A 12,108-nucleotide genomic window follows, 5' to 3' on the forward strand; every position below is an offset into this window, starting at 1 on the left:
GTCAGTAGACCGGCCGGGTGGTGTCCCCGGCCAGACCCCGGTCCCAGGCGGGCACCGGCGGGCTGTAGTCGATCATGTGCGGCACCACCACGTCGAGGTACCTCGGTCGTGGGTCCTCCACGAAGTCGACCACGGCGGCCCGCAGCTCCTCCAGCGACGTCACGGCCGTGCCCTCGACCCCGTTCGCCCGCGCGACCAGCGCCGCGTCCACCGGGCCGGGGTCGACGCCGAAGTAGCGGCCCTCGGTGTACAGGTGCTGGAGCATCTTGATCCAGCCCATGCTGTGGTTCGTGAACTGGACGAACAGGACGGGTAGGCTGAACCTGGCCGCCGTCTCCAGCTCGCCGCACGCCATCGCGAAGCTCCCGTCCGCCGTCACGCTCACCACCCGCGTGCCCGGCAGGGCCTTGGCGACCCCGATCGCAGCCGGGATCGCGTAGCCCATCGGCCCGTGCCCGCGCGGGATGACCACCTTGCGGCCCGCCCGCGCCTGCGGCCAGAACGCGGCGGTGTTCGGCGTGGGCGTGCCGGGGTCGGCCACGACCACGACGTCCTCGCCGAGCAGCTCGTGCAGCAGCTCCACGACCGCCCTCGGGTACAGCACGCCCGGCGCGTGCTCACCGCCCTCGGTGCGCGGCGTGGCGTTCCCGCGCGCCTCCGCGACGGCCTCGGCCCGCTCGCGCAGCACCGCCTCGGGCGTGGGCTCCAGCGCGTCCAGGAGCTGACCGAGCACCGCGCGGCAGTCGCCGACGAGCGCCGTGGAACCGGGGAAGTTCCGCCCGGCCCGCGCCGCGTCGACGTCGATCTGCACCACGGCCTGACCGGTGCGCGCCGGGGCGGTCCACGAGTTGGTGTCGGTGGCGTTGCCGCGCGTGCCGACCAGCAGCACCACGTCCGCCGCCGCGACGTGCGCGTTCGTCCCCGGCTGCCCGGAGTTGTTGCCGACCAGGCCCAGCCACCACGGGTCGTCGGTGGCGACCGCGCCACGCCCGTGGATCGTGCCCGCCACCCCCGCGCCGAGCCGCGCCGCCAGCTCGGCGACCCCGGCGTGCGCGCCGGACAGGTGCACGCCGCCCCCGGCGACCACCACCGGCCGCTCGGCGCCCGCCAGCAACCGGACCGCCTCGGCCACCGCGCCCGCGTCGGCGAGCGGACGCCCCGCCGGGACCACCGCCGTCGTGACCGGGACCGGAGCGGACGTCAGCTCCTCCAGCACGTTCTCCGGCACGATCACCGCGACCGGCGCGGGCCGCCCGCTCACCGCGACCCGCAGCGCCTCGGCGACCGCGCCCGGCACCTCGTCCGCGCTCTCCACGACGGTGCGCCACTTGGTGACGGCGGTGAACAGCGCGACCTGGTCGATCTCGGTCAGCGCCCCGGTGCCCCGGCTGGACGCGTGGATGTCGGAGGTGATCAGCAGCACCGGGATGCCGGACGCGAACGCCTCGCCGAGCCCGCCGACCACGTAGGTGGTCCCGCCGCCGCTGGACACCTCGACCACGCCGACCCGGTTGGTGACCCGCGCGTACCCGTCGGCCATCGCCGCCGCGTGCCGCTCGTCGCGGGCCAGGACGTGCTCGATCTCGTCGGTGCGGTGGAACAGCGCGTCGTACAGCACGACGCCGGTGTCGCCGGGAACGCCGAACAGGGTGGTGACCCCGTGGGCGATCAGGGTCTCCACGAGCGCGTCCGCGCCTCGGCGGGGAGTGGTCTGCGGGGTCGTCACGGCTGTCCTCCGGGGGAGCGGTCGGGCGCGGGGTGCTGCGGGGCGGGGGCGGCCGGGACGGCGTCGGGCGCTTCGAGCACCGCGCCGGTCACGGGGCGGTCTGCGGCATCGGGCGCGTCACCGGGCTCTACCGCGCTGGTCACGGGTCGGACTGCTGCGTCGGGCGGGTCGTCGAGCGCATGGGCGGGCCACGTGGCCGCATCGGGCGCGTGGGCCGGGTCTGCGGATGTGTCGGACACCGGGCGACCGGCTGCGCTCCCGGCCGCCGTCCCTCCGGGCGCCAGGTGGTGCCTGGCCAGCCCGGCGAGCAACCGCGCCGCGTCCCCCAGCAGCGAGTCGTCGAAGAACGCCCGCGGCGAGTGGTTGCCCGCGGGCTTGCGGTCCGGGCCGACCGCGCCCGGCGCCGCCGCCCCCAGGTACCCGTACGCGCCCGGAACCCGCCGCAGCACCTCGGAGAAGTCCTCCGACCCGGTGCGCGGGTTCGCCAGCTCGGCGTACCGCCCCGGCCCGAACAGCGCGGTCGCCGTCGCGGCCAGCACCCGGGCCGACGCGGGGTCGTTGACGGTCGGCGCCATGACCTCGCGCACGACCACCTCCGCCGTCGCCCCGAACGCCGCCGCGACCCGCTCGGCCACGCGCGGCAGCTCCAGCGCGACGCGCGCGGTCGTGGCCTCGGAGAACGTGCGCACCCCGGCCCGCAGCACCGCCCGCTCGGCGACCACGTTCGGCGCGCTGCCCGCGTGGAACTCGCCGACGGTCAGCACCACCGGGTCGAACGCGTCGAACGCCCGGTCCACGTGCGTGTGCAGCGCCGACACGACCTGCGCGGCCACCGGGATCGAGTCCAGCCCCTCGTGCGGGCGCCCGCCGTGCCCGCCGCGCCCGGTGACGGTCACCTCCAGCACGGTGTACGCGGCCATGATCGGCCCCGGCCTGGTCAGGACCACGCCGTGCGGCAGGTCCGCGATCACGTGCAGCGCGTACGCCGCCGACACCGGCCCGGCGACCTCCAGCGCGCCCTCGGCGAGCATCGCCCGCGCCCCGCCGTGCCCCTCCTCGCCGGGCTGGAACAGCAGCAGAACGCTGCCGTGCAACGACTCCCGCCCGGCGTGCAGCAACCGTGCCGCCCCGACCAGCGCGGCGGTGTGCAGGTCGTGCCCGCACGCGTGCATCGACCCGTTGGCGGAGGCGAACCCCAGCCCGGTGTCCTCGGTGATCGGCAGCGCGTCGGTGTCCGCGCGCAGCGCCACCACCGGACCGGGGTGCGCCCCGCGCAGCACGGCCGCGACCCAGCTCGACCCGGTCCCGGTGGTGACCTCCAGGTCGAGACCCTCCAGCGCGCCCAGCACGATCCCGGTGGTGACGGGCAGGTCCAGCCCGACCTCCGGCACGGCGTGCAGCTCGCGCCGCAGCGCGACCAGCTCGTCCAGCAGGACGTCCGCCCCGTCCTCCAGCGCGACCCCGGCGGTCAACGAGCCCGAGAAGCCTTCCACGGCAACGGGTTCGACGCTCACGGCCGCTCCCCGGCCCGCAGCGCGGGCAGCACGTCCGCGACCACCTCGTGGAACACGTCCAGGTCGTGCGGCCCCTGCAGCGGGAACGGGAACGCGAACTCGGTGATGCCCACCTCCGCGTACCGGCCGATGGCGTCCCGGAACGCCTGAACCGAAATCCACGGCTTGTCCTGCGTGAACCCCAGCATGAACCCGCGCCGCACGGTCCCCGGATCGCGCCCGACCCGCTCGCACTCCTCGTCCAGCGCCCGAGCCCGCCGCGCCGTCACCGCGAGGCTCTCGTCGGCGGTGAGCTGCTGCCCGCGCGCGAGCTGGCTGAACAGCGACCCGTAGGTGTGCCACACGTCCGCGTGCCGCGCCGCGACCGCGATCGTCGACCGCAGGTGCGCCGCGATCAGCAGCGGCGGACGCCCTGCGACCGGCGGGGGAGCGGACACGCCCTTGGCGCTGTGGTGCTCGCCGACGAGGTCGTACGAGCCGCCGTCGAGCACCGCCCGCACCACGGCCGCGTACTCGTCGAACCGCGCGGCCCGCTCGTCGGGCGCCAGCGGCGCGATGCCCGCCGCCGCCTCGTCCTTGGGGTTGCCGCCCGCGCCGAGCCCGGTGGTGAACCGGCCGCCCGACACGTGGTCCAGGGTGATCGCCTGCTTGGCGAGCACGGTCGGGTTGCGCATCCCGATCGCGCTGACCAGCGTGCCGACCTCCACCCGCTCGGTGGCGGTCGCGACGCACGCGGCCAGCACCCACGGGTCGAACCGGGGCCTGGTGGGGGCGCCGTCCGCGTCGAGCGCGCTCCACAGGTGGTCACCCGCCCACAGCGCGTCCCAGCCGTCGGCCTCGAACCCGCGCCAGCGCGCCACGAGCTCGCCGATCGGCGCCGCCTCGTAGGTCATCAACCCGAACCGCAGCGCGCTCACGCCACCCCACCTCCCAGGCCCGCCTCGGCGAGCACGTCGTCCAGCACTTGCGCGGTCACCGACCCGGACGCCCCGGCCCGGCGGTCGGCCTCCAGGTACAGCGCGCGGTAGGTCGCGGGCTGCGAGGCGGGCGCGACCTGCCCGAGCACCACGTCCACCAGCCGCCGCTGCGACTCCTGCGGCCAGCGGGCCTCGTACGCCTCGCGGGCCTCGCCGAACGCGAACTGCGCGCGAAGCGCTTGCACCGCGGCGCTTCCGCTCTCGACCGGATCGGCGTCCACCGACCCGAGCCCGCCGCCGCCGGGCGTCTCGACGCGCAGCACGTCCCCGCGCCGCAACGTGATCGTCCCGACCCGCCCCAGGTCCCGCTCGTCCTCGGCGCCGGGGTTGAGCACCGCCCGCCCCCGCGCGCCCGGCTGCCCGCCGCCCACGCCCCAGGGCTGGTGCACCAACCGCTCCAGCCCGCGCACCGCGAACGTCACGTCGTCGCGCAGCGACCGCATCTGCACCACGAGCCCGTCGCCACCGGGGAACCGCCCCGCGCCACCGGAAGCCCGCCGGTACCGGTACTCCTCCACCAGCACCGGGACGTCCGCCTCCAGCACCTCGTTCGGCACGTTCCGCAGCCACCCGCCCATGTAGCTGGTGCCGTGCAACCCCGGCTGCCCCGGCCGCCCGCCGGACCCGCCGGTCAGCGGCTGCCCCACGGACACCCGCCGCCTGCCGGTCGCCTCGTCCACGTGCGAGATCGCCGCGATCGCGACCCCGCCCGCCCCGGTCGCCGACGCCGCCTCGGGCCGCGCCTGAGCCAGGCAGCCCACGACGCAGTCCATGATCCGGAAGAACACCGCCGCCCTGACCCCGCACGGCGCGCCGGGCCACGGGTTCACCACCGACCCCGGCGGCAGCGCGGCGGTCAACGGCCGCACCAGCCCCGAGTTGTAGGGCACGCCCTTGTCGCGCGAGTAGAACCAGTTCACCAGCGCGAAGGCGAGCATGTAGTGGCCCGGTTCGCCGCCGGTGTGCAGGTTCACCGCCTCCAGCACCTGCGGCGAGGTGCCCTCGAACGACAGGTGCGCCCCGCGCCCGGACACGGTCAGCTCCAGGTTCAGCCGGGTCGGCGGCACCACCGTGCCGCGCTCGCCCTCCACGCCCTCGACGTAGTCGGTGAACGCGTAGGTCCCGTCCGCCAGCTCCTCGATCATGTCCCCGGCGCGCTGCTCGGCGGTGTCGAGCAGGTCCGCGATCGCGTCCCGCACCGCCGCCACGCCGAACGAGCCCGCGACCTCGTCCAGCCGCCGCTGCGCCGTCCGCAGCCCGGCGACCTGCGCGTCCAGGTCGCCCAGGTTCTGCTCCGGCACGCGGGTGTTGCGCGCCACGAGGTCGAACACGGCCTGGTTGCGCCGCCCGCCCTCCACCAGCCGCACCGGCGGGATCAGCAGCCCCTCCTGGTGCAGGTCGGTGTGGCCCCAGTCGATCGAGCCGGGGACCGTGCCGCCGATGTCGGAGGAGTGCACGAAGCTCACCGCGTACGCGACGACCTCGCCGTCCACGTGCAGCGGGGCCCACGTCCACAGGTCGGGCAGGTGCGTGACGAGCCCGCCGGTGCGGTCGGGGTCGTTGCTGAGCCCGACGTCGCCGGGTTGGTACGGGGCGAGGGATTCCAGCGCCGCGCGCGCCGGGATGCCGATCATCAGGTTGCCGGAGATGCGCCGGGGCGCGGCGAACACCTCGCCGTCCGGGGTGACCAGGCAGGTGCCGAAGTCCGCGGTCTGCTTGACGAAGACGCTGAAGCTGGTGCGGCGGATGTTCTCCGCCATCTCCTCCACGATCGCCGAGAAGCGGTGCGCCAGGATCTCCAGCACGACGGGCGAGCTACGCACGGGCGGCCTTCCTCTCGGCGGGGGTGACGGCGATCCGCAGGTTGCCCAGCCCGTCGACGACGGCGCGGCACCCGGACGGCACGAAGATCGTGGTGTCCGGCGCGGACACCACCGCGGGACCGACGAGTTCGGCCCCGGCTGCCAACGAGTTCCTGCGGTGCACGAGCGCGGGCACGGCCACGCCGTCCTCGATCACGGTGTGCGGCAACGACTCCGCGTCCCCGCTGGCCCGCCACGGGGCGCGCGGCAGCTCGGCGGCGGCGGCCAGCACCACGCGCACGCTGCGCACGTCCAGCTCGCCGGGACCGGGGTCGACCGCGTAGGCGCGCCGGTAGGCCTCGGCGAAACCCTCGCGCAGCGCGGGAACACCGGGCTCGGCGTCCTCGGGCAGCGACACGGGGAGCGTGAACGACTGGCCCACCAGCTGCACGTCCGCCCAGCGCGTGACCCGGACGTCCTGGTGCAGCCCGTGGTCCTGCTCGCCGTACCAGGCCAGCGCGCGGGCCTCCAGGCCGTCCCAGGTGTTCCGCAGCTCGGCGTCGTCGGTGGCGCCCCCGATCGGCGCGACCAGGTCCACGCGCATGTCGGTGGCCAGCGCGCCGTACGCGCACAGCGTGCCGGGGGAGGCCGGGACGACGACCTCGGCGACGTTGAGCGCCCGCGCCAGCAGCGCCGCCTGCACCGGTCCCGCGCCGCCGTAGGCGACCATGGTCAGCGCGGACGGGTCCACCCCGTGCTGCGCGCACAGCGGCACCAGTTGGGCGTGCATCATCGCTGTCGCGACGGAGACCGCGGCCTCGGCGGCCTGCTCCACGCCCAGCCCGAGCGCTTCCGCGACCGGGGCCATGGCCGCGCGCGCCGCGCCCACGTCGATGGTCAGCGCGCCCGCCGCGAAGTCCGCCGGGTCCAGGTAGCCGCACAGCACGTACGCGTCGGTGAGCGTGGGCTCGGCGCCACCGCGCCCGTAGCAGGCCGGTCCCGGACGGGCGCCCGCGCTGCGCGGCCCGACCTTGAGCACCCCGGCCCGGTCCACCCGCACCACCGACCCGCCGCCCGCGCCGATCGAGGACACCTCGACCGACGGGATGATCAGCGGGAACTCGCCGATGACGCTCTCGGTGGAGTACGGGATCTCCCCGCGCACCACCGCGCAGTCCACGCTCGTGCCGCCCATGTCCATGGTGACCACGTCGCGCAGCCCGGTGTCGGCGGCCAGCCGCACCACCCCGGCCACCCCGCTCGCCGGACCCGACAGCAGGGTCTCCACGGCCGCCCGCAGCACCTGGTCCGGCTCGTGGTCGATCGAGGCGACCCCGCCGTTGGAGCGGGTGATGTGCAGCGGGCACACCAGACCGGCCTCGCGCAGCGCCGTCGACAGGTGCGCCAGGTAGCCGCCGAGCGCGCGCCCGACGTGCGCGGCCAGCACCGCCACGGTGGCGCGCTCGAACTCCTTCTCCTCCGGCCACAGCGCCGCCGAGCAGGCCACCGGCAGGTCCGGGAACGCCTCGGCGATCGCCGCAGCCGCACGCTGCTCGTGCTCGGGGTGCTTGTGCGAGTGCAGGAAGGCGACCGCGACCGCCTCCACGCCGTCCGCGACCAGATCCCGTACCGCCGCAACGACTTCCGCCGGGTCCAGCTCGCGCTCGACGGCGCCGTCCGCGCGGTGCCGCTGCCGGATCTCCCGCACGTCGCGCTGGTCCACCAGCGGCCTCGCGGGTTCGGCGAACATGTCGATCGGGTCGTCCAGGCGCAGCCGCCCGATCGCCAGCAGGTCCGGGAACCCGGCGGTGACCAGCAGGCCGACCCGCGCGCCGGAGCGCTGGAGCACGGTGTTGAGCGCGAACGTCTGGCCGTGCGAGAAGTGCTCGACCTGCGCGGGCGAGACGCCTGCGCGCTCCAGCACGCCGAGCACGCCCGCCACGACGGCCCGCGCGGGCCGCGCCGCGTCGGAGGGCACCTTGTCGGTGATCAGCTCGCCGGTGGCCGAGTCGGCGAGGACGACGTCGGTGAACGTGCCGCCGACGTCGACGCCGAGGCGGTAGCGGCGGGTGGGCTCGGTGGTCATGACCGTCCTTCCCCGGAGGAGTCCTTGCTGCCTGCCAAGCCCGATCCCCGCACGCCGAGCGCCGCCAGCGCCGCGACCGCCAGCGAGGCGACGATCATCAGGCTGGACACCGCCGACGTCGTCGGGTCCTGGTTCTGCTCCAGCCGCAGGAAGATCGCGACCGGCAGGGTGGTGACGTCCGCGGGCATCAGGAACACCGAGGTGTCGACCTCGTCGAACGAGGTGAGGAACGCGAACACCGCCGAGATCACCAGCGAGGTGCGGATCTGCGGCAGGGTGACCCGGAAGAACGTGGCCACCGGCGAGGCGCCCAGGTCGCGGGCCGCCTCCTCCAGCGCCGGGTCCAGCCCCGCGAGCCCCGCGCCCACCAGCGACACCACAAAAGGCAGCAGCAGCAACGTGTGCGCGAACGCGACCCCGCCGACCGTGCCGTACGCGGCGGGCAGCAGCGAGGCGTAGAGCACGAAGAAGCTGAACCCGGTCACCACGCGCGGCAGGCTCAGCGGCGCGACGAACACCGTGCGCAGCAGGCCCGCGCCCGGCACGTCCAGCCGGGCGATGGCGTAGGCCGCCGGGACGCCCAGCAGCAGCGAGAGCGCGGTGGCGATCGCGGCCACCTGCAAGGAGTACTGCACGCCGATCCGGAACGGCTCGTAGGCCAGCGCGGTGCGCACCCACTCCAGCGTGAACCCGGACGGCAGGCCGGTCAGCACGTGGTCGGTGCTGACCGAGGCCACCACCACGACCAGCAGCGGCAGCAGCACGAACACCACGCACGCGAGCGTGAAAGCCCCGCGCAGCAAGGAGATCGGCCTCATGACGCCACCGCCCTCGACCGGCCGGACGCGAGCCGGGTCAGCAGCGTGAACGCGGTCAGCACCACCAGGGTCAGCGCCAGCAGCACCACCGCCTGCACCGCCGCGAGCGGCCAGGCCAGCTGCTGGATGTTCTGGTAGATCGTCTGAGCCAGCACGGTGACCCGGCCGCCGCCCAGCAGCGCGGGCGTGGCGAACGCGCTGATGGTCAGCGCGAACACCAGCTGCGCGCCGCTCAGCACGCCGGGGAGCGTCAGCGGCAGCAGGATCCTCGTGAAGCGCCGCACCGGTCCCGCACCCAGGTCCGCGGCGGCGGGCGCGAGGTCGGCCGGCACCGACCGCACCGACGCCAGGATCGCGAACAGCGCGAACGGCAGCTCCACGTGCACCAGCGCCACGATCACGCCCGGCTCGTGGTAGAGCCAGCCGTCGAACGCGTCGCCGAACACCCCGCCCGGCCGCAGCAGCATCGCCCAGCCGTAGCTGCGCACCACCACGCTCACCAGGATCGGCGAGAACACCACGAACAGCACCGCCGCCGCCTGCCACGGGCGGCGCATCGTGTGCACGCACCAGGCCAGCGGGTAGGCGATCAGCACGGTCAGCAGCGACACGGTCAGGCCCAGCCGCATCGTCACCCCGACCACCGACCACAGGTAGCCGTCCGACAGCGCGACCTGCCACGTGCCCAGGTCGAACGGGGCGAACAGGGTGCTGGTCTGCTCGGTGCGGGTGCTGTAGGACACCAGGAGCGCGACGATCGAGCAGAACGCCAGCACCAGGAACGCGGTGCCGGGCGCGAGCAGGAGCGCGGCCAGCCGCCGCCGGGGCGCGCTCACCCGGCCGCGCCCTGCTCGTCGCGCAGCCGCAGCACGTCGCCCGCCGCGAAGCCCACGCCGACCAGCTCGCCGGGCCGCGCCGAGCTCTCGCCCGGCGGCAGCTCGACCAGCAGCTCCCGGCCGGTGCCCGTGACGACGGTGACCCGCAGGCTGCGCCCGGTGAACCCGGTGGTGCTCACGTGCCCGGTGCCGCGCGCGTCCGGCGAGTCGGGCTCGACCAGCCGCAGCGACTCGGGCCGCACCGCCAGCGCGTCGAACCCGGTCGCGTCCACGCCCGCGAACCGCAGCCCGTCCACCTCGGGGGCGGTCGAGCCGTCGGTGTCGAACACGTTGTTCTCGCCGATGAACCCGGCCACGAACCGGCTGCGCGGCGCCGCGTACAGCTCGCGGGCGCCGCCGCTCTGCTCCACCACGCCCCGGTTCATGACCGCGATCTCGTCGGCGATCTCCATCGCCTCGGCCTGGTTGTGCGTCACGCACACGAACGTCGTGCCGGTCTCCTGCTGCCACCGGCGCAGCTCGCGCCGCATCCGCAGCTGCAGCGCCAGGTCCAGCGCGCTCAGCGGCTCGTCGAGCAGCAGCACGTCCGGCTTGAGCACGAGCGAGCGGGCGATCGCGACCCGCTGCCGCTGCCCGCCGGAGAGCGTGGCGGGGGAGCGGCCCGCGAACTCGGCCATCGCCACCAGGTCCAGGATGTCGCCCACCCGCCTGCGGACCTCGGCCTTGTCCCGCAACCGGTCCGGGCCCGAGCGCAGCCCGAACGCGACGTTCTCGGCCACGCTCAGGTGCGGGAACAGCGCGCCGCTCTGGAACACCAGGTTGGTGGGCCTGCGGTGCGCGGGCGCGCGGGTGTGGTCGACGCCGCCGATGACGACCCGGCCGCCGTCCGGGACGTCGAGCCCGGCGACGATCCGCAGCAGCGTCGTCTTGCCGCAGCCGGACGGGCCGAGCAGGCAGTGGAAGGTGCCCGCCGGGATCGTCAGCGACACCCGGTCCAGCACGGTCGTGCCGTCGAAGCGGCGGGTGACGTCGGTGATCTCGACGGAGCTGGCGGTCGTGGACTGCGGGGTTGCTGCCATGGGGACGCCCGTCATGTCAGATGTTGGCCTTGACGTCGTTGTTCCACGCGGTCGTGGCGTCCTTGAGACTGGCGACCAGCGCGTTCCAGTCCAGCTTGATCGCGCCCTCCACGGTGGACAGCTGGAAGCTCGCGCGGTCGGCGTACTCCGGGGCCAGGGTCGCGCCGTCCACCAGCGGGATCGTGCCGGTGGCGGCGCAGTACGCGCTGACCTGCGCCGGGTCGAACAGGTCGTTCATCAGCCTCGCGGCGGCCTGCACCTGCGCGTCGGTCGAGCCCTTGACGATCTGGAAGCCCTCGGGGAACGCCATCACGCCCTCCTCGGGCACCGCGAACCCGATGGGGTCGCCCGCCTTGATCCACGGCTCGGCCACGCCCTGGAAGCCGGGGGCGATCACGACCTCGCCCGAGTTGAGCTGCTGGCGCAGCGCGTCCAGCGAGGAGATGAAGCCGCGGAACTGGCCGTCGCGCGCGGCCCGGCCGAACACGTCGATGCCGGGCTGGAAGTTCGTCTCGCTGCCGCCGTTGAGCTTGGAGATCACCGGGAGCGCGTTGACGCTGAACGACGGCGCGTCCCAGGTGGTCACCTTGCCCCGGTGGGCGCTGTTGAACAGCTCCATCCAGCTCTTGGGCGGGCCGTCCGGGAAGGCGTTCTTGTTGTAGACCAGGCCCATCGCGTCCATGACCAGGTACGCGCCCCTGCGATCGGCGATCTTGTAGGCGCTGTTGACCTTGTCGGCGTTGGTGACCGAGTCCGGCACGGGCAGCCACAGGTCACCGGCGCCGCCCTGGGCGAAGCTCTGCGGGTTGAAGAAGCCGAGGTTCAGCAGCGGGCTGTTCGGGTTGATCTGCACCGACGACACCAGCTTGGGGAAGGTGTCGGCGTTGGTGCCCTCGATGTAGCTCAGGTCGACGCCGCTGGCCTTGGCGAACGCCTCGCCGACCTGCTTGGGCACCGTGCCCTGCGCACCGGCCCAGTGGAACATCGTCAGCTTCGTCGCCCCCGACGGCGAGGACGAGGACGAGCCGCCCGGCGTGCCGCAGGCGGCCAGGCCCGCCGCGAGGCCCGCGAAGGCCGTCGCGCGGAGGAAGCTCCGCCGGGACGGGGAGAAGTTGTTCATGCCGGACCTCCTCGGGACACCCAGCCGTGCGCGACGGACGGCGGGGGACGGCGAGCCGCCCGAGGGGAACTTCGCATACGAATTCGTATGCGAACAAGGGTGAACGAGGTTCATCCCAAAGGGTGAGAGAGGTGGCGGCTGAACGTCGTC

9 protein-coding genes are annotated in these 12,108 nt (G+C 74.6%); all 9 read right to left on the bottom strand.

Annotation, left to right across the window (positions count from 1 at the left end):
• Position 1: 1 nt before the first annotated feature.
• From AMIR_RS14235 to AMIR_RS14275, 9 genes are read right to left on the bottom strand one after another with little or no spacing between them, the layout of a single operon-like run.
• Positions 2–1,726: a thiamine pyrophosphate-binding protein gene (locus tag AMIR_RS14235; protein ID WP_015801664.1), complete on the bottom strand. Its 1,725-nt coding sequence runs from the start codon at positions 1,724–1,726 to the stop codon at positions 2–4.
• On the bottom strand, positions 1,723–3,240 hold the full coding sequence (locus tag AMIR_RS14240; RefSeq protein WP_015801665.1) for a M20 metallopeptidase family protein: 1,518 nt from the start codon (positions 3,238–3,240) through the stop codon (positions 1,723–1,725). The genes AMIR_RS14235 and AMIR_RS14240 overlap by 4 nt, the downstream gene beginning before the upstream one ends.
• Positions 3,237–4,157 carry an LLM class flavin-dependent oxidoreductase gene (locus tag AMIR_RS14245; protein ID WP_015801666.1) on the bottom strand — a complete coding sequence of 307 codons (921 nt, stop codon included), beginning with the start codon at positions 4,155–4,157 and terminating at the stop codon, positions 3,237–3,239. The genes AMIR_RS14240 and AMIR_RS14245 overlap by 4 nt, the downstream gene beginning before the upstream one ends.
• Positions 4,154–6,040 carry a hydantoinase B/oxoprolinase family protein gene (locus AMIR_RS14250; protein ID WP_015801667.1) on the bottom strand — a complete coding sequence of 629 codons (1,887 nt, stop codon included), beginning with the start codon at positions 6,038–6,040 and terminating at the stop codon, positions 4,154–4,156. The genes AMIR_RS14245 and AMIR_RS14250 overlap by 4 nt, the downstream gene beginning before the upstream one ends.
• Positions 6,033–8,105, bottom strand: a complete 2,073-nt coding sequence (locus AMIR_RS14255) for a hydantoinase/oxoprolinase family protein (RefSeq protein WP_015801668.1) — start codon at positions 8,103–8,105, stop codon at positions 6,033–6,035. Before AMIR_RS14255 ends, AMIR_RS14250 begins: the two co-directional genes overlap by 8 nt.
• Entirely contained in the window at positions 8,102–8,923 is an 822-nt protein-coding gene (locus tag AMIR_RS14260; RefSeq protein WP_015801669.1) for an ABC transporter permease, read from the bottom strand. The genes AMIR_RS14255 and AMIR_RS14260 overlap by 4 nt, the downstream gene beginning before the upstream one ends.
• On the bottom strand, positions 8,920–9,759 hold the full coding sequence (locus AMIR_RS14265; protein ID WP_015801670.1) for an ABC transporter permease: 840 nt from the start codon (positions 9,757–9,759) through the stop codon (positions 8,920–8,922). Before AMIR_RS14265 ends, AMIR_RS14260 begins: the two co-directional genes overlap by 4 nt.
• On the bottom strand, positions 9,756–10,853 hold the full coding sequence (locus tag AMIR_RS14270; protein WP_015801671.1) for an ABC transporter ATP-binding protein: 1,098 nt from the start codon (positions 10,851–10,853) through the stop codon (positions 9,756–9,758). The genes AMIR_RS14265 and AMIR_RS14270 overlap by 4 nt, the downstream gene beginning before the upstream one ends.
• A 1-nt stretch (position 10,854) precedes the next feature.
• Positions 10,855–11,958 (bottom strand): ABC transporter substrate-binding protein, encoded by a 1,104-nt coding sequence (locus AMIR_RS14275; protein WP_015801672.1) that lies wholly within the window; start codon positions 11,956–11,958, stop codon positions 10,855–10,857.
• Between the last annotated feature and the right edge of the window lie 150 nt (positions 11,959–12,108).

The sequence above is a fragment of the Actinosynnema mirum DSM 43827 genome, from assembly GCF_000023245.1.
In the GTDB taxonomy this organism is placed as follows: Bacteria; Actinomycetota; Actinomycetes; order Mycobacteriales; family Pseudonocardiaceae; genus Actinosynnema; species Actinosynnema mirum.

Coding starts and splice junctions, on each gene's coding strand:
- AMIR_RS14255 (WP_015801668.1), bottom strand. CDS start 8,105: ATGACCACCGAGCCCACCCGCCGCTACCGCCTCGGCGTCGACGTCGGC.
- AMIR_RS14260 (WP_015801669.1), bottom strand. CDS start 8,923: ATGAGGCCGATCTCCTTGCTGCGCGGGGCTTTCACGCTCGCGTGCGTG.
- AMIR_RS14270 (WP_015801671.1), bottom strand. CDS start 10,853: ATGACGGGCGTCCCCATGGCAGCAACCCCGCAGTCCACGACCGCCAGC.
- AMIR_RS14275 (WP_015801672.1), bottom strand. CDS start 11,958: ATGAACAACTTCTCCCCGTCCCGGCGGAGCTTCCTCCGCGCGACGGCC.